The organism is Pseudomonas sp. L13, from assembly GCF_009935965.1.
Lineage (GTDB): Bacteria > Pseudomonadota > Gammaproteobacteria > Pseudomonadales > Pseudomonadaceae > Aquipseudomonas > Aquipseudomonas lactis.
This window is the reverse complement of the sequence record NZ_QODJ01000003.1, coordinates 38,015-64,419: the sequence shown is the minus strand read 5'-3', so window position 1 is coordinate 64,419 and position 26,405 is coordinate 38,015. Positions and strand designations below refer to the sequence as shown.

The 26,405-nt window shown below is 58.0% G+C and carries 22 protein-coding genes and 2 tRNA genes; 23 read left to right on the top strand and 1 reads right to left on the bottom strand.

Annotation, left to right across the window (positions count from 1 at the left end; translation table 11 throughout):
* Window positions 1–26: 26 nt before the first annotated feature.
* The 8 genes from grpE to DK871_RS03115 all read left to right on the top strand — a co-directional run bounded on the left by grpE (window position 27) and on the right by DK871_RS03115 (window position 10,499).
* On the top strand, window positions 27–587 hold the full coding sequence (grpE, locus tag DK871_RS03150) for a nucleotide exchange factor GrpE (protein WP_161903942.1): 561 nt from the start codon (window positions 27–29) through the stop codon (window positions 585–587).
* Between the two features lie 102 nt (window positions 588–689).
* Complete coding sequence (gene dnaK, locus DK871_RS03145) at window positions 690–2,606, top strand: molecular chaperone DnaK (RefSeq protein ID WP_014719959.1); 1,917 nt, start codon at window positions 690–692, stop codon at window positions 2,604–2,606.
* 316 nt (window positions 2,607–2,922) lie between these two features.
* A complete protein-coding gene (gene dnaJ / locus DK871_RS03140; protein ID WP_014719958.1) occupies window positions 2,923–4,047 on the top strand; it encodes a molecular chaperone DnaJ in 1,125 nt (374 codons plus the stop codon).
* Between the two features lie 10 nt (window positions 4,048–4,057).
* Window positions 4,058–4,864, top strand: a complete 807-nt coding sequence (gene dapB / locus DK871_RS03135; RefSeq protein WP_161903941.1) for a 4-hydroxy-tetrahydrodipicolinate reductase — start codon at window positions 4,058–4,060, stop codon at window positions 4,862–4,864.
* A gap of 259 nt (window positions 4,865–5,123) precedes the next feature.
* Complete coding sequence (gene carA / locus DK871_RS03130; RefSeq protein WP_047711798.1) at window positions 5,124–6,260, top strand: glutamine-hydrolyzing carbamoyl-phosphate synthase small subunit; 1,137 nt, start codon at window positions 5,124–5,126, stop codon at window positions 6,258–6,260.
* Between the two features lie 105 nt (window positions 6,261–6,365).
* Window positions 6,366–9,587 (top strand): carbamoyl-phosphate synthase large subunit, encoded by a 3,222-nt coding sequence (carB, locus tag DK871_RS03125; protein ID WP_003194205.1) that lies wholly within the window; start codon window positions 6,366–6,368, stop codon window positions 9,585–9,587.
* Window positions 9,588–9,589: 2 nt separating this feature from the next.
* On the top strand, window positions 9,590–10,066 hold the full coding sequence (gene greA, locus DK871_RS03120; RefSeq protein WP_032873232.1) for a transcription elongation factor GreA: 477 nt from the start codon (window positions 9,590–9,592) through the stop codon (window positions 10,064–10,066).
* Between the two features lie 28 nt (window positions 10,067–10,094).
* On the top strand, window positions 10,095–10,499 hold the full coding sequence (locus DK871_RS03115; RefSeq protein WP_161903940.1) for an MFS transporter: 405 nt from the start codon (window positions 10,095–10,097) through the stop codon (window positions 10,497–10,499).
* Window positions 10,500–10,508: 9 nt separating this feature from the next.
* Here DK871_RS03115 and DK871_RS03110 read toward each other — a convergent pair whose 3' ends face one another.
* A complete protein-coding gene (locus DK871_RS03110) occupies window positions 10,509–10,817 on the bottom strand; it encodes a YhbY family RNA-binding protein (RefSeq protein ID WP_003176146.1) in 309 nt (102 codons plus the stop codon).
* Window positions 10,818–10,924: 107 nt separating this feature from the next.
* Between DK871_RS03110 and rlmE the strand changes: the two genes are divergently transcribed.
* From rlmE to pnp, 15 genes are all read left to right on the top strand, one after another.
* Window positions 10,925–11,575: a 23S rRNA (uridine(2552)-2'-O)-methyltransferase RlmE gene (gene rlmE, locus DK871_RS03105; protein ID WP_003194199.1), complete on the top strand. Its 651-nt coding sequence runs from the start codon at window positions 10,925–10,927 to the stop codon at window positions 11,573–11,575.
* A 200-nt stretch (window positions 11,576–11,775) separates the two neighbouring features.
* A complete protein-coding gene (ftsH, locus tag DK871_RS03100; protein ID WP_032895273.1) occupies window positions 11,776–13,686 on the top strand; it encodes an ATP-dependent zinc metalloprotease FtsH in 1,911 nt (636 codons plus the stop codon).
* An 8-nt stretch (window positions 13,687–13,694) separates the two neighbouring features.
* Entirely contained in the window at window positions 13,695–14,546 is an 852-nt protein-coding gene (gene folP / locus DK871_RS03095; protein WP_161903939.1) for a dihydropteroate synthase, read from the top strand.
* Window positions 14,547–14,562: 16 nt separating this feature from the next.
* Entirely contained in the window at window positions 14,563–15,900 is a 1,338-nt protein-coding gene (glmM, locus tag DK871_RS03090) for a phosphoglucosamine mutase (protein ID WP_003194195.1), read from the top strand.
* A gap of 66 nt (window positions 15,901–15,966) precedes the next feature.
* Window positions 15,967–16,722 (top strand): triose-phosphate isomerase, encoded by a 756-nt coding sequence (gene tpiA, locus DK871_RS03085; RefSeq protein ID WP_003194193.1) that lies wholly within the window; start codon window positions 15,967–15,969, stop codon window positions 16,720–16,722.
* Window positions 16,723–16,726: 4 nt separating this feature from the next.
* A complete protein-coding gene (gene secG, locus DK871_RS03080) occupies window positions 16,727–17,110 on the top strand; it encodes a preprotein translocase subunit SecG (RefSeq protein ID WP_003194191.1) in 384 nt (127 codons plus the stop codon).
* 22 nt (window positions 17,111–17,132) lie between these two features.
* Window positions 17,133–17,218 (top strand) — tRNA-Leu (locus DK871_RS03075).
* A gap of 96 nt (window positions 17,219–17,314) precedes the next feature.
* Window positions 17,315–17,391: transfer RNA gene (locus tag DK871_RS03070), tRNA-Met, on the top strand.
* Between the two features lie 140 nt (window positions 17,392–17,531).
* The gene (rimP, locus tag DK871_RS03065; RefSeq protein ID WP_161904034.1) at window positions 17,532–17,990 is read left to right on the top strand and encodes a ribosome maturation factor RimP; all 459 of its coding nucleotides are present in this window, start codon (window positions 17,532–17,534) and stop codon (window positions 17,988–17,990) included.
* 47 nt (window positions 17,991–18,037) lie between these two features.
* Complete coding sequence (gene nusA, locus DK871_RS03060) at window positions 18,038–19,519, top strand: transcription termination factor NusA (protein ID WP_003194187.1); 1,482 nt, start codon at window positions 18,038–18,040, stop codon at window positions 19,517–19,519.
* 27 nt (window positions 19,520–19,546) lie between these two features.
* Entirely contained in the window at window positions 19,547–22,063 is a 2,517-nt protein-coding gene (gene infB, locus DK871_RS03055; RefSeq protein WP_161903938.1) for a translation initiation factor IF-2, read from the top strand.
* A gap of 159 nt (window positions 22,064–22,222) precedes the next feature.
* Window positions 22,223–22,618, top strand: coding sequence for a 30S ribosome-binding factor RbfA (rbfA, locus tag DK871_RS03050; RefSeq protein ID WP_003176137.1), 396 nt, complete (start codon window positions 22,223–22,225; stop codon window positions 22,616–22,618).
* 3 nt (window positions 22,619–22,621) lie between these two features.
* A complete protein-coding gene (gene truB, locus DK871_RS03045) occupies window positions 22,622–23,539 on the top strand; it encodes a tRNA pseudouridine(55) synthase TruB (protein WP_161903937.1) in 918 nt (305 codons plus the stop codon).
* 260 nt (window positions 23,540–23,799) lie between these two features.
* A complete protein-coding gene (gene rpsO, locus DK871_RS03040; RefSeq protein WP_003177875.1) occupies window positions 23,800–24,069 on the top strand; it encodes a 30S ribosomal protein S15 in 270 nt (89 codons plus the stop codon).
* Between the two features lie 195 nt (window positions 24,070–24,264).
* A complete protein-coding gene (gene pnp, locus DK871_RS03035; protein ID WP_003194180.1) occupies window positions 24,265–26,370 on the top strand; it encodes a polyribonucleotide nucleotidyltransferase in 2,106 nt (701 codons plus the stop codon).
* Window positions 26,371–26,405: the final 35 nt, after the last annotated feature.

Below are 26,405 nucleotides of genomic sequence, written 5' to 3'. Positions count from 1 at the left end.
GCGCATGATTTTGAAAGGAGAAATCTATGGCTGACGAACAGACGCAGGATACGCAAACTCCAGACGCCAATTCGGCTGCCGGTGATGAACTGGCGACTCGTGTGCAAGTGCTCGAAGAGCAATTGGCCACTGCGCAGGATCAATCGTTGCGTGTTGCCGCCGATCTGCAGAACGTCCGCCGCCGTGCCGAGCAGGATGTAGAGAAGGCCCACAAGTTCGCGCTGGAAAAATTCGCCGGTGACCTGCTGCCGATCATCGACAGCCTGGAGCGTGGCCTTGAGTTGTCCAACCCGGATGACGAAAACATCCGCCCAATGCGCGAAGGCATCGAGCTGACCCTGAAAATGTTCCAGGACACCCTGAAGCGTTATCAGTTGGAGGCGATCGATCCGCAAGCCGGTGAACCGTTCAATGCTGAACATCACCAAGCCATGGCCATGCAGGAAAGCCATGACCTGGAACCCAATAGCGTGATCAAGGTGTTCCAGAAGGGTTACCAGCTCAACGGTCGCCTGATGCGCCCGGCAATGGTGGTGGTGAGCAAGGCTCCTGCACCCGTTGCACCTTCTATTGATGAGCAGGCTTGAAATCCGCCGCAAGGCCCCCATTTATAAGTCAAGCGTTTAAGTGCTACCGCAGTTAGCCACAACTGCTGCGGCAACCAAATTCAAGTTTCGGGAGAGTAAATCATGGGCAAAATTATCGGTATCGACCTGGGGACCACCAACTCCTGCGTCTCCGTGCTGGAAAACGGCGTTGCAAAAGTTATTGAAAACGCCGAAGGCGCACGTACCACTCCGTCGATCATCGCTTACGCCAACGACGGTGAAATCCTCGTCGGCCAATCGGCCAAGCGTCAGGCAGTGACCAACCCGCACAATACCCTGTACGCGGTAAAGCGTCTGATTGGTCGTAAGTTCGACGAAGAAGTCGTACAGAAAGACATCAAGATGGTGCCTTACAAAATCGCCAAGGCTGACAACGGTGACGCCTGGGTTGAAGTGAACGGCCAGAAAATGTCGCCGCCACAAATCTCGGCTGAAATCTTGAAAAAGATGAAGAAGACCGCCGAAGACTACCTCGGTGAAGCAGTGACTGAAGCGGTGATCACCGTTCCGGCCTACTTCAACGACAGCCAGCGCCAGGCCACCAAAGACGCCGGCCGCATCGCGGGCCTGGATGTAAAACGTATCATCAACGAACCAACCGCAGCCGCGCTGGCTTACGGTATGGACAAGGCCAAGGGCGATCACACCGTGATCGTTTACGACCTGGGTGGCGGTACGTTCGACGTCTCCGTGATCGAGATCGCAGAAGTTGACGGCGAGCACCAGTTTGAAGTGTTGGCCACCAACGGCGACACCTTCCTGGGTGGTGAAGACTTTGACATTCGTCTGATCGACTACCTCGTTGACGAATTCAAGAAAGAAAGCGGCATGAACCTCAAAGGTGACCCGCTGGCCATGCAGCGCCTGAAAGAAGCCGCTGAGAAAGCCAAGATCGAGCTGTCTTCCGCTCAGTCGACCGACGTGAACCTGCCGTACATCACTGCAGACGCCACCGGTCCTAAGCACTTGAACGTGAAAATCTCGCGTTCCAAGCTCGAAGCACTGGTTGAAGACCTGGTTCAGCGCACCATCGAACCTTGCCGCATCGCGCTGAAAGACTCCGGTATCGACGTTGGTTCTATCAACGACGTGATCCTGGTAGGCGGCCAGACCCGTATGCCACTGGTTCAGAAGCTGGTCACCGAGTTCTTCGGCAAAGAAGCTCGTAAAGACGTGAACCCGGACGAAGCCGTTGCCATGGGTGCTGCCATCCAGGGTGCCGTACTGGCCGGTGACGTGAAAGACGTGTTGCTGCTGGACGTAAGCCCGCTGACCCTGGGTATCGAAACCATGGGTGGCGTGATGACGGCGCTGATCGAGAAAAACACCACGATTCCTACCAAGAAATCCCAGGTGTTCTCGACTGCCGATGACAACCAAGGCGCCGTGACTATCCACGTGCTGCAGGGCGAGCGTAAGCAAGCTGCGCAGAACAAGTCCCTGGGCAAGTTCGACCTGGCTGAGATTCCACCAGCACCACGTGGCGTGCCACAAATCGAAGTGACCTTCGACATCGACGCCAACGGCATCCTGCACGTCGGCGCGAAAGACAAGGCCACTGGCAAAGAGCAGAAGATCACCATCAAGGCCAACTCCGGTCTGTCTGATGAAGAAATTCAACAGATGATCCGTGATGCTGAAACCAATGCTGAAGCCGACAAGAAGTTCGAAGAGTTGGCAGGCGCCCGTAACCAGGGTGACGCGCTGGTTCACTCGACGCGCAAAATGATCGCTGATGCTGGCGACAAAGTGACCGACGAAGAGAAAACCGCAATCGAAGCGGCAGTGGTTGCCCTGGAAGCCGCTATTAAAGGCGACGACAAGGCTGCCATCGAAGCCAAGGTTGAGGAACTGTCGAAAGTCTCCGCGCCAGTTGCTCAAAAAATGTACGCCGAACAAGGCCAGCCGGCTGACGGTGCTGCGCAACAAGCAGAGCCTGAAGCCAAGCACGACGACGTTGTCGATGCCGAGTTCGAAGAAGTTAAAGACAACAAGTAAGTTGTCGCCCGGTTGACCGCGCACAAGCGGTGACTGGTAGGATGTCGCCGCGCGGGAGCTTGCTCCCGCGTTGGCGTGTCTGGGGTATGCGAATTTTTACAGCATGCGACAACGCTCGGATGCTGGCGGTGTGAACGGGAATGCTCCTGCTTTCCGAATGACAGTCACCGCGTTTTTGGCCGGCTCCCTGGCTGAAAGCAGTAATGACCAGGATCGTTGAATTGACGTGAGTTGGGTCCGGGCCTGTATTGGGGCTCAACGAGTTTGACAGGGTTCAGGAGGGCCAGGTCGAACGTCCTTAAGAGTGCAAAGACTTATGGCAAAGCGTGACTATTACGAAGTATTGGGTGTGGAGCGTGGCGCCAGCGAGGCGGAGCTGAAAAAGGCCTACCGTCGCCTGGCGATGAAGCACCACCCGGACCGTAATCCGGATAACAAAGAATCCGAAGAGATGTTCAAAGAGGCCAACGAGGCCTACGAATGCCTGTGTGATCCCAATAAGCGTGCAGCCTACGACCAGTACGGCCATGCCGGCGTCGACCCGAGCATGGGCGGCGGCGGTGCCGGTTTTGGTGGCCAGAATTTCTCCGATATTTTCGGCGACGTATTCAGCGACTTCTTCGGCGGCGGCCGTGGTGGTCAGCGTGGCGGCCCGCAGCGCGGCAGTGACTTGCGTTACACCCTGGAGCTGAACCTGGAAGAAGCCGTGCGCGGCACCAGTGTCAATATCCGTGTGCCGACGCTGGTTAACTGCAAGCCGTGCGACGGCTCCGGTGCGAAGAAAGGCTCCTCGCCGATCACGTGCCCGACCTGTGGCGGTATCGGGCAGGTGCGCATGCAGCAGGGCTTTTTCTCGGTGCAGCAAACCTGCCCGCGTTGCCATGGTCAGGGCAAGATCATTTCCGATCCGTGCGACTCCTGCCACGGCGAAGGCCGCGTCGAAGAGTACAAGACGCTGTCGGTAAAAGTGCCAGCGGGTGTGGATACCGGTGATCGTATTCGCCTGTCGGGTGAAGGCGAGGCGGGTGCCCAGGGCGGGCCTACGGGCGATCTGTACGTGGTGATCAATGTGCGCGAGCACTCGATCTTCCAGCGTGACGGCAAGCACTTGTTCTGCGAAGTGCCGATCAGTTTTGTTGATGCAGCACTGGGTGGCGAGCTGGAGATTCCGACGCTGGATGGTCGGGTCAAGCTCAAGATTCCCGAGGGGACTCAAACCGGCAAGCAGTTCCGCATTCGTGGCAAAGGCGTGGCGCCTGTGCGCGGTGGCGGCGCTGGCGACCTGATGTGCCGTGTGGCGGTGGAAACCCCGGTGAACCTGAATCGTCGTCAGCGTGAACTGCTGGAAGAGTTCCGCAGCTCGCTGGAAGGCGATGACTCGCACTCGCCGAAGACCACGGGCTTCTTCGACGGTGTAAAACGCTTCTTCGGCGACCTGTAAGGATCTGAATATGCGACGTATAGCCGTAATGGGCGCTGCCGGGCGCATGGGCAAGACGCTGGTCGAGGCGGTGCAGCAACGCTCGCCGGCCTCGGGGCTGACGGCGGCAATTGTTCGCCCAGGCAGTACGTTGATCGGCGCGGACGCAGGTGAGTTGGCCTCATTGGGCCGCATCGGTGTTTCGCTATCTGGCAACCTTGAGCAGGTGGCTGACGAGTTCGACGTGCTGATCGACTTCACCTTGCCGGAAGTGATGCTGAAAAATCTGGCCTTCTGTCGTAAGGCGGGCAAGGCCATGGTGATTGGCACCACCGGTTTGAGTGCCGAGCAGAAACAGTTGCTGGTGGAGGCGGGCAAGGATATTCCGATCGTCTTCGCGGCCAACTTCAGCGTGGGTGTGAACCTGTCGCTGAAGTTGCTGGACCTGGCGGCGCGTGTGCTGGGGGATGAAGCGGATATCGAGATTATCGAGACCCACCATCGCCATAAGATCGACGCGCCTTCGGGTACGGCATTGCGCATGGGTGAAGCCGTTGCGGATGCGCTGGGTCGCGATCTGTCGAAAGTGGCGGTGTACGGGCGTGAAGGTCATACCGGTGCGCGCGCGCGTGACACCATTGGTTTCGCGACCGTGCGCGGTGGTGATGTGGTCGGTGATCACACGGTGCTGTTTGCCACTGAAGGTGAGCGCCTGGAAATCACCCACAAAGCCTCCAGCCGCATGACCTTCGCCAAGGGTGCGGTGCGTGCTGCACTCTGGTTGGAAGGGCGCGAGCCTAGCCTGTACGACATGCGTGACGTGCTGGACCTGCACTAAGCAGTAGCTAAAACGGGGCCTCAGGATTATCCTGTGGCCCCGTTTTTACCCGCTAAGCGACGCCCTGTCGCATTCCCCTGCCTTTAAGGCTCATTAGCGGTGGACCCAAAAAGCCTTTTTCTGTAAGCTACAGCTTTAGTGTGTCCACTAAAAGCGCGCAGAATAATTCAGTGAAGAAGCGGGGTGACGTGTCCATACGTCACTCCGCTTTTTTACAACCTGCGATCGCCCTTTCAGGCTTTATTTACGGGAGGTCTTCTTGACTAAGCCAGCCATACTCGCCCTTGCTGATGGCAGCATTTTTCGCGGCGAAGCCATTGGAGCCGACGGTCAAACCGTTGGAGAGGTGGTGTTTAACACCGCCATGACCGGCTATCAGGAAATCCTTACCGATCCTTCCTACGCCCAACAGATCGTTACCCTGACCTATCCGCACATCGGCAACACCGGTACTACACCGGAAGATGTCGAGTCTGATCGTGTCTGGTCGGCGGGCCTGGTGATTCGTGACCTGCCACTGGTTGCGAGCAACTGGCGTAACACGATGTCGCTGTCCGATTACCTGAAAGCCAACAACGTTGTGGCGATCGCCGGTATCGATACGCGCCGCCTCACGCGCATCCTGCGTGAAAAAGGCTCGCAGAACGGCTGCATCATGGTCGGTGACAATATTTCCGAAGAGGCGGCGATTGCCGCGGCGCAAGGTTTCCCTGGCCTGAAGGGCATGGACCTGGCGAAAGTCGTCAGCGTCAAAGAGAAGTACGAGTGGCGCTCCACCGTCTGGGACTTGAAGACCGACAGCCACGCGACTATCGAGGCTGCCGATCTGCCTTACCACGTGGTCGCCTATGACTACGGCGTCAAGTACAACATCCTGCGCATGCTGGTCGAGCGCGGTTGCCGTGTGACCGTGGTGCCCGCGCAAACCCCTGCCAGCGATGTGCTCGCGATGCAGCCGGACGGTGTGTTCCTGTCCAACGGCCCGGGTGACCCTGAGCCATGCGACTACGCTATCCAGGCCATCAAGGATGTGCTGGAGACCGACATTCCGGTGTTCGGTATCTGCCTTGGTCACCAGCTGCTGGCTTTGGCCTCCGGCGCCAAGACCCTGAAAATGGGCCACGGCCACCACGGTGCCAACCACCCGGTACAAGACCTGGACACTGGCGTTGTGATGATCACCAGCCAGAACCACGGTTTTGCGGTGGATGAAGCCTCCCTGCCGAGCAATGTGCGCGCCATTCACAAGTCGCTGTTCGACGGTTCCCTGCAAGGCATCGAGCGCACCGACAAGAGCGCGTTCAGCTTCCAGGGCCACCCTGAAGCCAGCCCGGGCCCGAACGACGTAGCGCCGCTGTTCGACCGTTTCATCAATGAGATGGCCAAGCGACGCTGACTGAGTGGCCTGCGGGCGGCCCCGGATTGCGGTGGCCCCCGCAGGCTCTTCAAAGATTGTTCAAGACGGCTTGCCGACTGACCTGCGGATTTGAGTGACAAACCCATGCCAAAACGTACAGACATAAAAAGCATCCTGATTCTCGGCGCTGGCCCGATCGTGATCGGCCAGGCCTGCGAATTCGACTACTCCGGCGCGCAGGCCTGTAAAGCCCTGCGCGAGGAGGGCTACCGCGTCATCCTGGTGAACTCCAACCCAGCCACCATCATGACCGACCCGGCCATGGCCGACGCCACCTACATCGAGCCGATCAAGTGGCAGACCGTTGCCAAGATCATCGAGAAAGAGCGTCCGGACGCGCTGCTGCCAACCATGGGTGGCCAGACCGCTCTGAACTGCGCCCTGGACCTGGAGCGCGAAGGCGTCCTGGAAAAATTCGGCGTAGAGATGATCGGTGCCAATGCCGACACCATCGACAAGGCTGAAGACCGTTCGCGTTTCGACAAGGCCATGAAGTCCATCGGCCTGGCGTGCCCACGTTCCGGTATCGCCCATAGCATGGAAGAAGCCAACGCGGTCCTCGAGACCCTGGGCTTCCCGTGCATCATCCGTCCGTCCTTCACCATGGGCGGCACCGGCGGTGGTATCGCTTACAACCGCGAAGAGTTCGAAGAAATCTGCGCTCGTGGCCTGGACCTGTCGCCGACCAAAGAGCTGCTGATCGACGAATCCCTGATCGGCTGGAAAGAATATGAGATGGAGGTTGTCCGCGATAAGAAGGACAACTGCATCATCGTCTGCTCCATCGAAAACTTCGACCCGATGGGCGTGCACACCGGTGACTCGATCACCGTGGCGCCAGCACAGACCCTGACCGACAAGGAATACCAGATCCTGCGTAACGCCTCCTTGGCGGTATTGCGCGAGATCGGCGTGGAAACCGGCGGTTCCAACGTTCAGTTCGGCATCTGCCCGGACACCGGCCGCATGGTCGTGATCGAGATGAACCCACGTGTATCGCGTTCTTCGGCGCTGGCCTCGAAAGCGACCGGCTTCCCGATTGCGCGTATCGCTGCCAAGCTGGCTATCGGCTACACCCTGGACGAGCTGCAAAACGAAATCACCGGCGGCGCGATGCCGGCGTCTTTCGAGCCGTCTATCGACTACGTTGTGACCAAGCTGCCGCGCTTTGCCTTCGAGAAATTCGCCAAGGCGGATGCGCGCCTGACCACCCAGATGAAGTCTGTCGGTGAAGTCATGGCAATCGGCCGTACTTTCCAGGAATCCCTGCAGAAAGCTCTGCGCGGCCTGGAAGTGGGTGTTTGCGGCCTGGACGAGAAGCTAGACCTGAGCAACCCGGAAAGCATGAGCATCCTCAAGCGCGAGCTGACCGTGCCGGGCGCCGAGCGTATCTGGTACGTGGCGGACGCCTTCCGTGCCGGCCTGAGCGTCGAAGATATCTTCGGCATGAACATGATCGACCCTTGGTTCCTGGTGCAGATCGAAGATCTGATCAAGGAAGAAGAGAAGGTCAAGACCCTCGGTCTGTCGTCTATCGACCGCGACTTGATGTTCCGCCTCAAGCGCAAAGGCTTCTCCGACCAGCGTCTGGCCAAGCTGCTGGGTGTGACCGAGAAGAACCTGCGCACTCATCGCCACAAGCTGGACATCTTCCCGGTCTACAAGCGCGTTGATACCTGCGCCGCGGAATTCGCCACCGACACGGCCTACATGTACTCCACCTACGAGGAAGAGTGCGAAGCCGCGCCGACGGGCCGTGACAAGATCATCATCCTGGGTGGCGGTCCGAACCGTATCGGCCAGGGTATCGAGTTCGACTATTGCTGCGTACACGCCGCCCTCGCTCTGCGCGAAGACGGGTACGAGACCATCATGGTCAACTGCAACCCGGAAACGGTTTCCACTGACTACGACACTTCCGACCGTCTGTACTTCGAGCCGGTAACCCTGGAAGACGTATTGGAAATCTGCCGCGTCGAGAAGCCTAAAGGCGTGATCGTCCAGTACGGCGGCCAGACCCCGCTGAAACTGGCGCGTGCCCTCGAAGCCGCTGGCGTGCCGATCATCGGTACCAGCCCGGATGCAATCGACCGTGCCGAAGACCGTGAGCGTTTCCAGCAGATGGTTGAGCGCCTGAACCTGCGTCAGCCGCCAAACGCCACCGTGCGCAGCGAAGATGAAGCCATCCGCGCGGCCAGCAAGATCGGTTACCCGCTGGTGGTGCGTCCGTCCTACGTACTGGGCGGCCGGGCGATGGAAATCGTCTACGAAGAAGAAGAGCTCAAGCGCTACCTGCGTGATGCGGTGAAAGTCTCCAACGACAGCCCGGTGCTGCTGGACCACTTCCTCAACTGCGCCATCGAAATGGACGTAGACGCGGTCTGCGACGGCACTGACGTCGTGATCGGCGCGATCATGCAGCACATCGAACAAGCCGGTGTTCACTCCGGTGACTCGGCCTGCTCGCTGCCGCCGTACTCGCTGCCGGCGCACATCCAGGACGAGATGCGCGAACAGGTCAAGAAGATGGCCCTGGAGCTGGGCGTTGTTGGCCTGATGAACGTACAGTTGGCGCTGCAAGGCGAAGACATCTACGTCATTGAAGTCAACCCGCGTGCTTCGCGTACCGTGCCGTTTGTTTCCAAGTGCATCGGTGTGTCCCTGGCCATGATCGCTGCGCGTGTGATGGCTGGTAAGACCCTGAAGGAAATCGGCTTTACCAAGGAAATCATTCCGAACTTCTACAGTGTGAAAGAGGCGGTGTTCCCATTCGCCAAATTCCCTGGCGTGGACCCGATCCTCGGCCCAGAGATGAAGTCCACCGGTGAAGTGATGGGCGTGGGCGATACCTTCGGTGAAGCATTCGCCAAGGCCCAGATGGGCGCCAGCGAAGTGCTGCCGACCGGTGGTACTGCGTTTATCAGCGTACGTGATGACGACAAGCCACTGGTTGCAGGGGTCGCCCGCGATCTGATCAACTTGGGCTTTGAAGTCGTGGCTACCGCCGGGACCGCCAAGCTGATCGAAGCTGCCGGCCTGAAGGTGCGTCGCGTAAACAAGGTGACGGAAGGCCGTCCGCACGTGGTCGACATGATCAAGAATGACGAAGTCACCCTGATCATCAACACCACCGAAGGTCGGCAGTCGATCGCGGACTCCTATTCCATTCGTCGTAATGCCTTGCAGCACAAGATTTACTGCACCACTACCATTGCTGCTGGCGAAGCTATCTGTGAAGCGCTCAAGTTCGGTCCGGAAAAGACCGTGCGTCGCTTGCAGGATCTACACGCAGGATTGAAGGCATGAGCATAACCAAATACCCGATGACCGTTCAGGGCGCTCGCGCCCTGGAAGAGGAACACGCCCATCTGACCAAGGTCGTACGTCCAAAGCTGAGCCAGGACATCGGTACGGCCCGCGAGCTGGGTGACTTGAAGGAAAACGCTGAGTACCACGCTGCTCGCGAGCAGCAGGGTATGGTCGAGGCGCGGATTCGTGACATCGAAGGCCGTATGCAGAATGCGGTGATCATCGATGTCACCACCATTCCTCATACCGGCAAGGTGATTTTCGGCACGACCGTGGAAATCGCCAACGTCGAGACTGACGAAAGCGTGACCTACCAGATCGTGGGTGAGGATGAGGCTGACTTCAAGCAAGGCAAGATCTCTGTCGGCTCGCCGATTGCTCGCGCCTTGATTGCCAAGGAAGAAGGCGACGTCGTTGCCGTGAAAACGCCAAGCGGCGTCATCGAGTACGAGATTGTCGAAGTTCGTCACATCTGAAAGACGGCGCCCGCTGCGTGCGGGCGCCATGCTTTGGCAGCTCGCTCAGATGCTTTGGGTGGGCGGCCTATGGCTGTTACATATTGGTGTATTGCCGGCGTTGGGCCTGATTGGCCTGGCGCCGCTGCTGATCGATGAGATCGACGGATTATTGAGTGCGCTGCTGGTGGGTTTTGCGGCGGCGTGTGTGATGCTTCAGGTGTTGGTGCTGGTCAAGGCTGAAGGCCTGAAGAGTTTGTGGCGGGATATTCGTGGGCAACTGCTGTTGATGGCGCTGTATGCATGCGCAATGTTTTGCGTGGTGCATGTGTGGCTGCCGCAAGCGTTGCGCTGGCAATTATTCAGCTATCTTGTGCTAGGGTTCTCTGGCCTGGTGCTGGTTATGCAACCTGCGCCGGGATGGAGTGGCGGGGCGCGCGAAGCACGCCCTTGACCCTTTTCATCATTTGAAGCGATGAACGTTCGACAGTTGCTTGTTGACGCTGAAGTTCTTGCGATACAACAGCGCCATCTTGCCGATGACCTGAACCAGGTCCGCTTTGCCGACCTTGCACAGTTCTGCAACGGCGGCCAGGCGCGCTTCGCGATCAAGGATGTTGACCTTGATCTTGATCAGTTCGTGATCGTTCAGTGCGCGCTCGAATTCGGCTAACACACCCTCAGTCAAACCGTTGTCTGCCACAATCAGAACTGGTTTCAGATGGTGGCCAATGGATTTGTACTGTTTCTTCTGCTCTTGAGTGAGCGGCATAATCTGACCCCTGCGTCTGATCTTGTAAAAAGCGGCGGCCAGTTTACCCGAGCGAGTCCGGGACCGCCCAGTTAATCACGACCCGTTTTATTTTTTCGAGGTGGCCCGTGGCCCGTTCCAAAACCAGCCTTAAGTGGCTACAAGAACATTTCAACGACCCTTACGTCAAAAAGGCGCAAAAGGACGGCTATCGTTCCCGGGCCAGCTACAAGCTGCTGGAGATCCAGGACAAGGACAAACTGATCCGTCCAGGCATGAGCGTCATCGATCTCGGCGCGGCCCCCGGTGGCTGGTCCCAGGTGACCAGTCGTCTGATTGGTGGGCAAGGTCGATTGATCGCTTCGGACATCCTCGAGATGGACAGCATCCCGGACGTGACCTTTGTTCACGGCGATTTCACCGAGGACAAGGTATTGGCCGAGATCCTGGAGGCTGTGGGAAATTCGCAGGTAGACCTTGTGATTTCCGACATGGCCCCCAATATGAGTGGATTACCGGCTGTTGATATGCCACGTGCCATGTTCCTGTGTGAACTGGCGCTGGATTTGGCGGGTCGGGTATTGCGTCCGGGTGGCGATTTCCTGGTGAAGGTGTTCCAGGGCGAAGGTTTCGACGAGTACCACAAGAACATTCGCAAGTTGTTCGACAAGGTGCAGACCCGCAAACCGGACTCTTCCCGTGACAGGTCCAGGGAGCAGTATCTGCTGTGCCGTGGGTACCGCGGCGTCGAAGGCGCGGCGAGTGAAGAGCGTTTTTGAGAAATTCGAGGGGGGCGATAGGTTTTTTTATATCGCTTTCGTCATGAAGCTTTACGAATATTGCGTAGTCAAAGTTTCACAAAGGGTTACAGACGGCGCCTGCCAGAGTTGTAGGTAATGTAGTAAGTTAGGCCGGTGAATATCATGCGAAGCGCGCGCCAGTAGCGGAGCTTGCTTCAGAGGGTAGTTAATTGAACGATATGGCAAAGAATCTGATCCTGTGGTTGATCATCGCGGCTGTCCTGGTGACGGTGATGAACAACTTCTCCAGCCCTAACGAGCCGCAGACCCTCAACTATTCCGACTTCATCCAGCAAGTTAAGGATGGCAAGGTCGAGCGCGTAGCGGTTGATGGCTACGTGATTACCGGTAAGCGCAACGATGGCGACAGCTTCAAGACCATTCGTCCTGCCATTCAGGACAACGGTCTCATCGGTGACCTGGTGGATAACAAGGTCGTTGTGGAAGGCAAGCAGCCTGAACAGCAAAGCATCTGGACCCAGCTCCTGGTGGCCAGCTTCCCGATCCTGGTGATTATCGCCGTGTTCATGTTTTTCATGCGCCAGATGCAAGGTGGCGCGGGAGGCAAGGGCGGGCCGATGAGCTTCGGCAAGAGCAAGGCGCGCCTGCTCTCCGAAGACCAGGTGAAGACCACACTGGCTGACGTTGCAGGTTGCGACGAAGCTAAGGAAGAAGTCGGCGAGTTGGTCGAGTTCCTGCGTGATCCGGGCAAGTTCCAGCGCCTGGGTGGCCGTATTCCTCGCGGTGTGCTGATGGTGGGCCCACCGGGTACCGGTAAAACCTTGCTGGCCAAGGCGATTGCCGGCGAAGCCAAGGTGCCTTTCTTCACGATTTCCGGTTCTGACTTCGTCGAGATGTTTGTCGGCGTCGGCGCCAGCCGCGTTCGCGATATGTTCGAACAGGCCAAGAAGCACGCGCCCTGCATCATCTTCATCGACGAAATCGATGCCGTTGGTCGCCATCGTGGCGCCGGCATGGGCGGCGGTCACGATGAGCGTGAACAGACCCTCAACCAATTGTTGGTAGAGATGGATGGTTTCGAGATGAATGACGGCATTATCGTCATCGCCGCAACCAACCGTCCGGACGTGCTGGACCCGGCGTTGCTGCGTCCGGGCCGTTTCGACCGTCAGGTTGTGGTCGGCCTGCCGGACATTCGGGGTCGTGAGCAGATCCTGAAAGTACACATGCGCAAGGTGCCAATGGGTGACGACGTGGCTCCGGCTGTGATCGCCCGTGGTACTCCCGGTTTCTCCGGTGCTGATCTGGCGAACCTGGTGAACGAGGCTTCGCTGTTTGCTGCCCGTACTGGCAAGCGCATCGTTGAGATGAAAGAGTTCGAATTGGCAAAAGACAAGATCATGATGGGCGCCGAGCGCAAATCCATGGTCATGTCCGAGAAAGAGAAGCAGAACACCGCTTATCACGAGGCCGGCCACGCCATTGTAGGTCGTGTTGTGCCTGAGCATGACCCGGTCTATAAAGTGTCGATCATTCCCCGTGGTCGGGCACTCGGTGTGACCATGTTCCTGCCGGAAGAAGATCGCTACAGCCTCTCCAAGCGTGCGCTGATCAGCCAGATCTGCTCGTTGTACGGTGGCCGTATTGCTGAAGAAATGACCCTTGGCTTCGACGGTGTGACCACTGGTGCCTCCAATGACATCATGCGTGCCAGCCAGATCGCACGAAACATGGTGACCAAGTGGGGCTTGTCGGAAAAACTCGGCCCATTGATGTACGCCGAAGAAGAAGGCGAAGTGTTCCTGGGTCGTGGCGGCGGTGGGCAAAGCGCCAGTTTCTCGGGTGAGACAGCCAAGCTGATCGACTCCGAAGTTCGCAGCATCATTGACCAGTGCTACGGCACGGCCAAGCAGATCCTGACTGACAACCGTGACAAGCTGGACGCCATGGCTGATGCGTTGATGAAATACGAGACCATCGATGCCGACCAGATCGACGACATCATGGCGGGCCGTGCGCCGCGTGAACCGCGCGACTGGGAAGGTGGTTCGGGTACTTCGGGCACTCCGCCTGTGGTGCAGAATGAGCGCCCTGAAACGCCAATCGGCGGCCCGGCAGCTGATCACTAAGGTTTGAAATGACTTCTGCTTTGTCCTCTACCCGGTTGCCTTGCGGCAACCGGGTTCTTGATTTGGCCCGGACGCATGTCATGGGCATCCTCAATGTAACCCCTGACTCCTTTTCCGATGGTGGCCGTTTCAGTCAGATGGACGCCGCGTTACGCCACGCCGAGGCGATGGTGGCTGCCGGTGCGACGCTGATTGATGTGGGTGGGGAATCGACCCGTCCTGGCGCCCGCGTTGTTTCTCCATTGGAGGAGCTGGAGCGGGTGGCGCCGGTGGTTGAGCGTATCGCCCGTGAGCTGGATGTCATCATCTCGGTAGACACCTCCACCCCGGCAGTGATGCGCGAAACCGCGCGTCTCGGAGCGGGGTTGATCAATGATGTGCGTTCGCTTCAGCGCGACGGCGCCCTTGATGCGGCCGCTGCAACCGGCTTGCCTGTCTGCCTCATGCATATGCTGGGTGAGCCCGGCAACATGCAAGACAATCCGCATTACGACGATCTGGTCGGTGAGGTCAGTGGGTTTCTTGCTGATAGGGTCGCCCAATGTGTCGCTGTGGGTATCGCGCCTGAGCAGATCATCCTCGATCCGGGGTTTGGCTTTGCCAAGACCCTGCAGCACAATCTAAGCCTGTTCAAGCATATGGAAGCCTTGCACGCCCTTGGTCGCCCGCTGTTGGTCGGCGTTTCGCGCAAGAGCATGATAGGGCTCGCCTTGAATCGCCCGGTCGGCGAACGCCTGTATGGCGGCCTGGCGCTTGCGGCGCTGGCCGTGACCAAGGGCGCACGAATTTTGCGTGTGCATGATGTCGCCGAAACGGTCGATGTGGTGCGCATGCTCGCTGCTGTAGAATCAGCCGAATAAGAATGATGGAGCACTTATGACTAAAAAATATTTTGGCACCGACGGCATTCGTGGTCGGGTCGGCGAATTCCCGATCACCCCTGATTTCATGCTCAAGCTGGGTTGGGCGGCAGGCATGGCGTTCCGCAGCATGGGCGCGTGTCGCATCCTGGTGGGCAAGGACACCCGTATTTCGGGCTACATGTTTGAGTCTGCGCTGGAGGCCGGATTGTCCGCTGCCGGGGCCGATGTGATGCTGTTGGGCCCTATGCCCACGCCGGCAATCGCTTACCTGACGCGTACCTTCCACGCTGAAGCCGGTATTGTGATCAGCGCCTCCCACAATCCTCATGATGACAATGGCATCAAGTTTTTCTCGGGGCAGGGCACCAAGCTGCCTGACGAGATCGAGTTGATGATCGAAGAGCTGCTGGATGCGCCGATGACGGTGGTTGAGTCCAGCAAGCTGGGCAAGGTGTCGCGCATTAACGACGCGTCAGGTCGCTATATCGAATTCTGTAAAAGCAGTGTCCCGAGCAGCACCAATTTTGCAGGCTTGAAGATTGTTGTCGATTGCGCCCATGGGGCGACCTACAAGGTGGCGCCGAGCGTCTTCAAGGAGCTGGGTGCACAGGTTACCGTGCTGTCGGCTCAGCCCAACGGCTTGAACATCAACGACAATTGCGGCTCTACCCACATGGAGCAGCTGCAGGCTGCTGTGCTGGCTGAGCATGCGGACCTGGGCATCGCTTTTGATGGCGATGGCGACCGCGTGCTGATGGTGGATCACACCGGCACGATCGTGGACGGTGATGACCTGTTGTTCATCATTGCCCGTGACCTGCATGAGCGTAACAAGCTGCAAGGTGGCGTGGTCGGCACCCTGATGAGTAATCTCGGGCTGGAATTGGCGTTGGCAGAACTGGGGATTCCCTTTATTCGCGCCAATGTCGGTGACCGCTACGTGATCGCCGAGCTGCTGGAACGTAACTGGTTGGTCGGCGGCGAGAACTCCGGGCACGTGGTTTGCTTCCAGCACACCACCACGGGTGACGCGATCATCGCTGCGCTACAGGTGCTGCTGGCCCTGCGTCGCCGTGAAGAGAGCCTGGCGCAGGCGCGTCAAGCCCTGCGCAAGTGTCCGCAAGTGCTGCTCAATGTGCGTTTTGCCGGTGGCGAAAACCCCATCGAGCACCCAGCTGTCAAAGAGGCTTGCGAGCGCGTGACCCAGGCAATGGCGGGGCGCGGGCGTGTGTTGCTGCGCAAGTCCGGCACAGAGCCGCTGGTGCGTGTGATGGTCGAAGGCGAGGACGAAACACAGGTTCGCGGCCATGCCGAAGACCTGGCAAAACTGGTAACTGAAGTTTGCGCCTGAATTCGGCTTGCCAGTGATGATGTGGTTGGGTAACATCTGCGCCCACTTTGACCGACGGGGTACAGCATGCGTCGCACTATGGTAGCTGGTAACTGGAAGATGCACGGTACCCGCGCCAGTGTCGCTGAGCTGATCAACGGCCTTCGTCACTTGGCCTTGCCTAGCGGTGTTGACGTCGCGGTGTTCCCGCCTTGCTTGCATATCAACCAAGTGGTTGATGGCTTGAAGGGCAAGTCGATTCAGGTCGGCGCGCAGAACTCTGCGGTAGAGCCGATGCAAGGTGCGTTGACCGGCGAAATTTCGCCGAGTCAGCTGGTTGATGCGGGTTGTTCCTATGTGCTTGTCGGGCACTCCGAGCGTCGCCAGATGATGGGCGAGCGGGATGGGACGCTCAACCGCAAGTTCGCCGCAGCACAGGCTTGTGGCTTGATTCCGGTGTTGTGCATAGGGGAGACCCTTGAGCAGCGCGAATCGGGCAAGACTCTTGAAGTTGTCTCGCGTCAGCTGGGCAGCATCATCGAGGAGCTGGGTGTAGGTGCATTTGCAAAGGCAGTCATTGCTTACGAGCCGGTCTGGGCCATTGGCACCGGGCTGACTGCTACACCGCAACAGGCGCAGGATGTGCACGCAGCCATCCGCGCACAGTTGGCGGCAGAGAATTCTGAAGTCGCACAAGGTGTGCGGCTTCTATACGGCGGCAGCGTGAAGGCGGCCAATGCGGTCGAACTGTTCGGCATGCCGGATATCGATGGGGGGCTCATTGGTGGAGCTTCCCTGAATGCAGATGAGTTCGGTGCGATTTGTCGCGCCGCGGGAAACTGAAAAAATGCTGGAAACAGTCGTAGTCGTTTTTCATCTGTTGGCTGCCCTGAGCGTAGTTGCTCTGGTTTTGTTGCAACAGGGTAAAGGTGCGGATGCTGGTGCGTCTTTCGGTGCAGGTGCTTCAAATACTGTGTTCGGAAGCCAAGGTTCCTCTACCTTTCTTAGTAAGTTTACTGCTATACTTGCCGCAGGTTTCTTCATAACCAGCTTAGGGTTAGGTTACTTTGCTAAAGAGAAAGCTCATGTGCTGACTCAAGTAGGTTTGCCAAACCCAGCAGTGTTGGAAGTTCCAAAAGCAAAACCGGCTTCTGATGATGTCCCGGTGCTTCAAGAGCAAAAGTCGGCTACTCCAGCGACTGACGTACCTCCAGCTCAAGAGCAGAAGTAAGAAGGGTTGTAAGCGCTGTATTGCCGAGGTGGTGGAATTGGTAGACACGCAACCTTGAGGTGGTTGTGCCCATAGGGTGTAGGGGTTCGAGTCCCCTTCTCGGTACCAATTATCAGGAGAGCCCGCTGTTGCGGGCTTTCTTGTAGGTGGAAGGTTACATTGACCCTGCAAGGGATCGGTCGTATACTTCCGCCCCAGCTTTGTCGCGGGGTGGAGCAGTCTGGTAGCTCGTCGGGCTCATAACCCGAAGGTCGTCGGTTCAAATCCGGCCCCCGCAACCAGTTTTAGCGGAGCCCCTTTTAAGGGGCTTTTTGTTAGCTGGACACTTTCAACGCCGCTGTTCGACGGCGTTTCAAGGATGGGCGTTTCGCCCATTTTTTTATTTTGCACAGCATGCACATACATGCACGAGGGGGTTCAGGTGTCGAGCAAGCTAGAAGAGTTGCAGGCCTTGTTGGCCCCGGTGGTCGTGGCCCTAGGCTATGAATGCTGGGGTATTGAGTTTTCGGCTCAAGGTCGCCACTCAATGTTGCGCGTTTATATCGATAAAGAGGGCGGCGTGCTGGTGGACGATTGTGCCATTGTCAGCCGTCAGATCAGCGGTGTGCTGGATGTTGAAGATCCAATCGCCGTTGAATACACCCTTGAGGTTTCCTCGCCAGGCATGGAACGCCCACTGTTCACTCTCGAGCAGTTTGCTAAATATGCCGGTGAACAAGTGAAGATCAAGCTGCGCTCCCCCTTTGAAGGGCGACGCAACTTTCAGGGCCTTCTGCGCAGTGTAGAAGATCAGGATGTCGTGGTGCAGGTAGAAGACCATGAGTTCCTGTTGCCGATCGATATGATCGACAAGGCCAACATTATTCCCAGTTTTGACTGAGACGCGGATCCCGCGGATCCAATGGCTTGCGAAAGGCGAGGCGTACGATGAGCAAAGAAGTACTGCTGGTTGTTGAGTCGGTATCCAATGAAAAGGGTGTACCGGCAAGCGTGATTTTTGAAGCGTTGGAGCTGGCCCTGGCCACTGCTACCAAAAAACGTTTTGAAGACGAAGTAGATCTGCGTGTGGAAATCAACCGCCACACCGGTGCCTATGAGACTTTCCGTCGTTGGACGGTGGTCGAAGAGGACGATCTTGATGATCCGGCAATCGAAACCTGGCCAAGCAAGGTTGCGCAAACGCATCCCGGCGCTCAGGTTGGCGATGTTGTCGAAGAAAAGATCGAATCGATCGAATTCGGCCGTATTGCTGCACAGACCGCCAAGCAGGTCATCGTGCAGAAGGTTCGCGAAGCCGAGCGCGCTCAAGTCGTTGACGCCTATCGCGAACGCCTGGGTGAAATCATCTCTGGCACCGTGAAAAAAGTTACCCGCGACAACGTGATCGTCGACCTGGGCAACAACGCCGAAGCGTTGCTGGCCCGCGAAGACATCATCTCTCGCGAAACCTTCCGTGTCGGCGTGCGCTTGCGTGCGCTGCTCAAGGAAATCCGCACCGAGAACCGCGGCCCACAGTTGATCCTGTCGCGTACCGCGCCGGAAATGCTGATCGAGCTGTTCCGTATCGAAGTGCCGGAAATCGCCGAAGGCCTGATCGAAGTGATGGCTGCGTCCCGTGACCCGGGTTCGCGTGCCAAGATCGCGGTCCGCTCCAAGGACAAACGCATCGACCCGCAAGGCGCTTGCATCGGTATGCGCGGTTCGCGCGTCCAGGCAGTGTCGGGCGAATTGGGCGGTGAGCGTGTGGACATCGTCCTGTGGGACGATAACCCGGCGCAGTTCGTGATCAACGCCATGTCGCCAGCTGAAGTGGCGGCAATTATCGTTGACGAAGATGCCCATGCAATGGACATCGCCGTTGGCGCAGACAATCTGGCTCAGGCCATTGGTCGTGGTGGTCAGAACGTGCGTCTGGCCAGCCAACTGACCGGTTGGACCCTGAACGTGATGACCGAATCGGACATCCAGGCTAAGCAGCAAGCTGAAACCGGTGACATCCTGCGCAACTTCATCGAAGAGTTGGAAGTCGATGAAGAACTGGCACAGGTGCTGGTAGATGAAGGCTTCACCAGCCTGGAAGAGATTGCCTACGTACCGTTGGAAGAAATGCTCAACATCGACGGCTTTGACGAGGATATCGTCAACGAGCTCCGCGCTCGGGCCAAGGATCGTTTGTTGACTAAAGCCATCGCTACTGAGGAAAAGCTGGCAGACGCCCATCCGGCCGAAGACCTGCTCTCGCTTGAGGGTATGGACAAGGATTTGGCGATGGAACTGGCGGTGCGCGGCGTAATTACCCGCGAAGACCTGGCCGAGCAGTCTATTGACGATCTGCTCGACATCGACGGCATTGACGAAGATCGTGCCGGCAAGTTGATCATGGCCGCCCGAGCCCATTGGTTCGAGTAATTAGGCGCGGCCTGAGGAGAGAAGTGCATGACGCAAGTCACGGTGAAACAACTGGCCGATGAGGTCAAAACACCGGTAGAGCGCCTGTTGCAGCAGATGCGTGAGGCAGGTCTGCCGCACACCGCCGCCGATGAAGGTGTGAGCGATAGTGAGAAGCAGTCTTTGCTGACTCACTTGAAGAGCAGCCACAAGGCGAAAGTGGAAGAACCGCGCAAGATTACATTGCAGCGCAAAACCACCAGCACCCTGCGGGTTGCAGGTAGCAAGAGCATCAGCGTTGAAGTACGCAAGAAGAAAGTCTTCGTACAGCGCAGCCCGGAAGAAATCGAAGCCGAGCGCAAACGCGAGCTGGAAGAACATCGCGCAGTAGAAAACGCTGCACGTCAGAAGGCTGAAGAAGAAGCCAAGCGTCGCGCCGAAGAAGAAGCGCGTCGCCAGCCTGCTGCTGCGCAACCTGCTGCCACTGACGCGGTCGCCGCCCCTGTTGAAGCTGTGCGTGAGGCTGCCCCGGTTGCCGCTGCACCTGCTCCTGCAGCAGATGCCCGCAAGCGCGACGAGCCTCGTCGTCCGGACAAACCACGTGCTGACGACAACAATCGTCGCGGTGGTGGTGGCGATGGCGAGCGTAAAAACGCTCCGCACCGCGCCTCGGTCAAAGAGAAAGCGCCTGCGCCACGCGTTGCTCCACGTACCACCGACGAAGAAAGCGATGGCTTCCGTCGTGGTGGTCGCGGCAAGGCCAAGCTGAAGAAGCGCAACGCCCACGGTTTCCAGAGCCCAACTGGCCCTGTCGTGCGTGAAGTGAAGATCGGCGAGACCATCACTGTGGGCGATCTGGCCCAGCAGATGTCGGTCAAGGCTGCTGAAATCATCAAGTTCATGTTCAAGCTGGGCACTCCAGCCACCATCAACCAGGTGCTGGACCAGGAAACTGCCCAGTTGGTTGCTGAAGAGCTTGGCCACAAAGTGACCCTGGTCAGCGACACCGCCCTGGAAGATTCCCTGGCCGAGTCCCTGAAGTTTGAAGGTGAAGCGGTTTCCCGTGCGCCGGTTGTGACCGTAATGGGCCACGTTGACCACGGTAAGACTTCCCTGCTCGACTACATCCGTCGTGCCAAGGTTGCCGCAGGCGAAGCCGGTGGTATTACCCAGCACATCGGTGCATACCACGTTGAAACCGAGCGCGGCATGGTTACCTTCCTCGACACCCCAGGTCACGCCGCGTTTACCGCAATGCGTGCCCGTGGTGCCAAGGCGACCGACATTGTGATCCTGGTGGTTGCAGCGGACGACGGCGTAATGCCGCAGACCATTGAAGCTGTCCAGCACGCCAAGGCTGCCGGTGTTCCTCTGGTCGTTGCCGTGAACAAAATCGACAAGCCGGGCGCTGATCTCGATCGCATCCGTAGCGAACTGTCGGTTCACGGCGTGACGTCCGAGGAATGGGGTGGCGAGACGCCATTCGTATCGGTCTCGGCGAAAATGGGTACCGGCGTTGACGAACTGCTCGAAGCAGTCCTGTTGCAAGCCGAAGTCCTGGAACTGACTGCTACTCCATCGGCTCCTGGCCGTGGCGTCGTGGTTGAGTCCCGTCTCGACAAGGGCCGTGGCCCGGTTGCTACCGTGCTGGTTCAAGACGGTACCCTGCGCCAAGGCGACATGGTACTGGTCGGTTCGAACTACGGCCGTGTACGTGCCATGCTCGACGAGAACGGCAAGCCAATCAAGGAAGCCGGTCCTGCCATCCCAGTCGAGATTCTCGGCCTGGACGGTACGCCGGACGCTGGCGACGAGATGAGCGTAGTGGCTGACGAGAAGAAAGCCCGTGAAGTGGCTCTGTTCCGTCAAGGCAAGTTCCGCGAGGTCAAGCTGGCCCGTGCTCACGCCGGCAAGCTGGAAAACATCTTCGAGAACATGGGCCAGGAAGAGAAGAAGACGCTTAACATCGTCCTCAAGTCTGACGTTCGTGGTTCCCTCGAAGCGTTGAACGGCGCCTTGAACGGCCTGGGTAACGACGAAGTGCAAGTGCGTGTTGTCGGTGGCGGTGTCGGTGGTATCACCGAATCCGACGCCAACCTGGCACTGGCCTCCAACGCTGTACTGTTCGGCTTCAACGTGCGTGCCGATGCTGGCGCTCGCAAGATCGTCGAGCAGGAAGGCCTGGACATGCGTTACTACAACGTCATCTACGACATCATCGAAGACGTCAAGAAAGCCCTTACCGGCATGCTTGGCAGCGACGTTCGGGAGAACATCCTGGGTATCGCCGAGGTGCGTGACGTGTTCCGCTCGCCGAAATTCGGTGCGATCGCCGGCTGTATGGTGGTTGAAGGCACTGTGTACCGTAACCGTCCAATCCGTGTACTGCGTGAAGACATCGTTATCTTCGAAGGCGAGCTGGAATCCCTGCGCCGCTTCAAGGATGACGCTGCCGAAGTACGTGCCGGCATGGAATGCGGTATCGGCGTCAAGAGCTACAACGACGTCAAGGTTGGCGACAAGATCGAAGTCTTCGAGAAGGTTCAGGTTGCTCGCAGCCTCTAACTCGCGCACTTCAGGAGCCGCGCAGCGTGTGGGCATGCAGATGCCCCGCGCAGCGTCAGGACTCTAAACGCAACGCCCGGTCTGGCTTTTGTCAGGCCGGGCGTTTGCCGCTTTCAGACCCCACGGGTTTCACCGTGTGGCAGTAACAGGTAACAAGACATGGCAAAAGAATACAGCCGTACCCAGCGTATCGGCGATCAGATGCAGCGTGAGCTGGCCCAACTGATCCGCCGCGAAGTCAAAGACCCACGCGTTGGCCTGGTCACCATTACCGCTGTTGAAGTGAGCCGTGACGTGGGTCACGCCAAGATCTTCATCACCGTGATGGGGCAGGACAACAGCGAAGAAATCGCACAAAGCATCAAGGTGCTCAACTCTGCTGCAGGTTTCCTGCGTATGCAGTTGGCCCGTGAAATGAAGCTGCGCAGCGTTCCACAGTTGCACTTCCACTACGACGAAAGCGTCGTGCGTGGTGCGCACCTGTCGGCCCTGATCGAACGCGCCGTGGCTGAAGACAGCCAGCATCCGTCCACACCTGAAGACGCCAAGGAGTAAGCGGTGGCTCAGGTCAAACGTATCCGTCGCAACGTCAGTGGCATCATTCTGCTCGACAAACCCATTGGCTTTACCTCCAATGCCGCGTTGCAGAAGGTTCGCTGGCTGCTCAATGCCGAGAAGGCCGGGCATACCGGCAGCCTTGATCCATTGGCCACCGGTGTATTGCCGTTGTGCTTTGGCGAGGCCACCAAGTTTTCGCAATACCTGCTTGATTCCGACAAGGGTTACGAAACCCTGATGCAACTGGGCAAGACCACCACCACGGCAGATGCCGAAGGTGATGTTTTGCAGGTTCGCGAGGTGACCGTTGGTCGTGCGGATATCGAAGCTGCCTTACCCGCTTTTCGTGGGCAAATCAGTCAGATACCGCCGATGTACTCGGCACTCAAGCGTGATGGCCAGCCACTTTATAAGCTGGCACGTGCGGGCGAAGTAGTGGAGCGCGAACCGCGTTCTGTTACTATTGCGCGCTTGGAATTGCTCGCTTGCGAAGGCGACACTGCCCGTTTGGCCGTGGACTGCAGCAAAGGCACCTATATCCGTACCCTGGTGGAAGATATTGGTGAAAAGCTCGGTTGCGGCGCGTACGTTGCAGAACTGCGACGCACCCAGGCCGGGCCTTTCAACCTGGCCCAGACGGTCACGCTGGAAGAGTTGGAAGCGGTACATGCCGAAGGCGGCAATGAAGCGGTTGATCGCTTCCTGATGCCATCGGACAGCGGTTTGCTCGATTGGCCGCTGCTGCACTTCTCGGAGCACAGCGCGTTCTACTGGCTCAACGGCCAGCCGGTACGCGCCCCGGATGCCCCGAAGTTCGGCATGGTGCGAGTACAGGATCATAACGGTCGCTTTATCGGTATCGGTGAAGTGAGCGAAGACGGGCGCATCGCGCCGCGTCGGCTGATTCGGTCAGAATGACCGGAACCAGTTTGTGGTAAAAGCGTAGCGAGCGAAGGTAAAACAAGGAAAAAACAGGCGAGGAAGCGGAGTTAACTGCTGTTAATGAGCATTCCGAGCCTGTTTTTGACGCAGGATTACCGAGCGCAGTAGCTTTTACGCAAACTGGAACGAGTGTGGCTGTTAACAGGCACGGTCACTACTCATTTTTAGATACAGGGATTTGTCCCTGGCCTGTTGAAACTGCCCTTTGGGTGGTTTCCTGAAAAAAGGATTGCCTCATGGCTCTCGACGTTCAAGAAAAAGCACAAATCGTAGCTGACTATCAGCAAGCTGTTGGTGACACTGGTTCGCCAGAAGTGCAAGTTGCACTGCTGACCCACAACATCAACAAACTGCAAGGTCACTTCAAGGCCAACGGTAAAGACCACCACTCCCGTCGTGGTCTGATCCGCATGGTAAACCAGCGCCGTAAGCTGCTGGACTACCTGAAAGGCAAGGATCTGGGTCGTTATCAGACTCTGATCGGTCGCCTGGGTCTGCGTCGCTAATCAGCGATTGCGCTAGAGGTTGGTTGTCTGCCGCGTGTCATCGGGATTCCCGTTGGCCCGTGGTAGGCTTCCAGCCTCAAGTTTTATCTGGATACACGTTTTACCCTGGACGAGCGTCGGGCCGATTCCCGGCATTGCCCAAGAATTTCGCAAGAAGACAAGTTCCCCCAAGAGCCACAAAGAAGGTAGGACACCGTGAACCCGGTTATCAAAAAATTCCAGTTCGGTCAGTCGACCGTTACCCTCGAGACAGGCCGTATCGCCCGTCAAGCCTCCGGCGCAGTGCTGGTTACCGTTGACGACGACGTGACCGTACTGGTGACCGTTGTTGGCGCCAAGACCGCTGACCCGAGCAAGGGCTTCTTCCCTCTGTCCGTTCACTACCAGGAAAAGACTTACGCTGCCGGTAAGATCCCTGGCGGTTTCTTCAAGCGCGAAGGCCGTCCTTCCGAGAAAGAAACCCTGACTTCCCGACTGATCGACCGTCCGATCCGTCCGCTGTTCCCAGAAGGCTTCATGAACGAAGTGCAGGTTGTCTGCACCGTCGTTTCCACCAGCAAAAAGACCGATCCGGACATCGCTGCGATGATCGGTACCTCGGCTGCCCTGGCCATCTCCGGTATTCCTTTCGATGGCCCGATCGGCGCTGCCCGCGTTGCGTTCCACGAAAGCACCGGCTACCTGCTGAACCCGACTTACGAGCAACAGAAAGCCTCGAGCCTGGACATGGTCGTTGCCGGTACGTCCGAAGCCGTATTGATGGTTGAATCGGAAGCCAAAGAGCTGACCGAAGACCAGATGCTGGGTGCCGTCCTGTTTGCTCACGACGAGTTCCAGGTTGTGATCAACGCGGTTAAGGAACTGGCTGCCGAAGCTGCCAAGCCAACCTGGACCTGGGCTGCTGCCCCGGAAGCCACCGAACTGCTGGGCGCAATCCGCTCCGAGTTCGGCGCTGCCATCTCCGACGCCTACACCATCACCGTCAAGGCCGACCGTTACGCTCGCCTGGGTGAGCTGAAGGACCAGGTTGTTGCCAAGCTGTCCGGCGAAGAAGGCCAGCCTTCTTCCAGCGAAGTCAAAGCTGCTTTCGGTGAAATCGAATACCGCACCGTTCGCGAAAACATCGTTAACGGCAAGCCACGTATCGATGGTCGCGACACCCGTACCGTACGTCCGCTGAACATCGAAGTTGGCGTACTGCCCAAGACCCACGGTTCGGCACTGTTCACCCGTGGCGAAACCCAGGCCCTGGTCGTTGCGACCCTGGGTACTGCCCGTGACGCACAGTTGCTGGACACCCTGGAAGGCGAGAAAAAAGACCCCTTCATGCTGCACTACAACTTCCCTCCGTTCTCGGTGGGCGAGTGTGGTCGTATGGGCGGTGCAGGTCGTCGCGAAATCGGTCACGGCCGCCTGGCTCGCCGTTCGGTTCAGGCCATGCTGCCTGCCGCTGACGTGTTCCCGTACACCATCCGTGTTGTATCGGAAATCACCGAGTCCAACGGTTCCAGCTCCATGGCTTCGGTCTGCGGTGCTTCCCTGGCGCTGATGGACGCCGGTGTACCAATGAAGGCACCGGTTGCCGGTATCGCCATGGGCCTGGTTAAAGAAGGCGAGAAGTTCGCCATCCTGACCGACATCCTGGGTGACGAAGACCACCTGGGCGACATGGACTTCAAAGTAGCCGGTACCGCTAAAGGTGTGACCGCGCTGCAGATGGACATCAAGATCAAAGGCATCACCGAAGAGATCATGGAAATCGCCCTGGGCCAAGCCCTGGAAGCGCGCCTGAACATCCTCGGCCAGATGAACCAGATCATTGGTCAGTCCCGCACCGAGCTGTCGGAAAATGCTCCGACCATGATTGCGATGAAAATCGACACCGACAAAATCCGTGATGTCATCGGTAAGGGCGGCGCGACCATCCGTGCGATCTGTGAAGAAACCAAGGCTTCGATCGATATCGAAGACGACGGTTCGATCAAGATCTTCGGCGAAACCAAGGAAGCGGCTGAAGCAGCACGCCAGCGCGTCCTGGGTATCACCGCTGAGGCCGAGATCGGCAAGATCTACGTTGGTAAGGTTGAGCGCATCGTCGACTTCGGCGCGTTCGTCAACATCCTCCCGGGCAAAGACGGTCTGGTTCACATCTCCATGCTGAGCGATGCTCGCGTTGAGAAAGTGACCGACATTCTGAAAGAAGGCCAGGAAGTGGAAGTGCTGGTACTGGACGTGGACAACCGCGGCCGTATCAAGCTGTCCATCAAGGACGTAGCAGCAGCCAAGGCTTCGGGCGTTTAATCACCCGCAAGCTTTATGCTGAAAAAAAGGACTCT

What these genes read in the sequence shown, in the direction of transcription:
- DK871_RS03115 (WP_161903940.1), top strand. Translation starts at nt 10,095, where the DNA reads ATGCTTTGGCAGCTCGCTCAGATGCTTTGGGTGGGCGGCCTATGGCTG.
- ftsH (WP_032895273.1), top strand. Translation starts at nt 11,776, where the DNA reads ATGGCAAAGAATCTGATCCTGTGGTTGATCATCGCGGCTGTCCTGGTG.
- glmM (WP_003194195.1), top strand. Translation starts at nt 14,563, where the DNA reads ATGACTAAAAAATATTTTGGCACCGACGGCATTCGTGGTCGGGTCGGC.
- dnaJ (WP_014719958.1), top strand. Translation starts at nt 2,923, where the DNA reads ATGGCAAAGCGTGACTATTACGAAGTATTGGGTGTGGAGCGTGGCGCC.
- secG (WP_003194191.1), top strand. Translation starts at nt 16,727, where the DNA reads ATGCTGGAAACAGTCGTAGTCGTTTTTCATCTGTTGGCTGCCCTGAGC.
- nusA (WP_003194187.1), top strand. Translation starts at nt 18,038, where the DNA reads ATGAGCAAAGAAGTACTGCTGGTTGTTGAGTCGGTATCCAATGAAAAG.
- dnaK (WP_014719959.1), top strand. Translation starts at nt 690, where the DNA reads ATGGGCAAAATTATCGGTATCGACCTGGGGACCACCAACTCCTGCGTC.
- carB (WP_003194205.1), top strand. Translation starts at nt 6,366, where the DNA reads ATGCCAAAACGTACAGACATAAAAAGCATCCTGATTCTCGGCGCTGGC.
- infB (WP_161903938.1), top strand. Translation starts at nt 19,547, where the DNA reads ATGACGCAAGTCACGGTGAAACAACTGGCCGATGAGGTCAAAACACCG.
- DK871_RS03110 (WP_003176146.1), bottom strand. Translation starts at nt 10,817, where the DNA reads ATGCCGCTCACTCAAGAGCAGAAGAAACAGTACAAATCCATTGGCCAC.
- rpsO (WP_003177875.1), top strand. Translation starts at nt 23,800, where the DNA reads ATGGCTCTCGACGTTCAAGAAAAAGCACAAATCGTAGCTGACTATCAG.
- grpE (WP_161903942.1), top strand. Translation starts at nt 27, where the DNA reads ATGGCTGACGAACAGACGCAGGATACGCAAACTCCAGACGCCAATTCG.
- tpiA (WP_003194193.1), top strand. Translation starts at nt 15,967, where the DNA reads ATGCGTCGCACTATGGTAGCTGGTAACTGGAAGATGCACGGTACCCGC.
- rbfA (WP_003176137.1), top strand. Translation starts at nt 22,223, where the DNA reads ATGGCAAAAGAATACAGCCGTACCCAGCGTATCGGCGATCAGATGCAG.
- dapB (WP_161903941.1), top strand. Translation starts at nt 4,058, where the DNA reads ATGCGACGTATAGCCGTAATGGGCGCTGCCGGGCGCATGGGCAAGACG.
- folP (WP_161903939.1), top strand. Translation starts at nt 13,695, where the DNA reads ATGACTTCTGCTTTGTCCTCTACCCGGTTGCCTTGCGGCAACCGGGTT.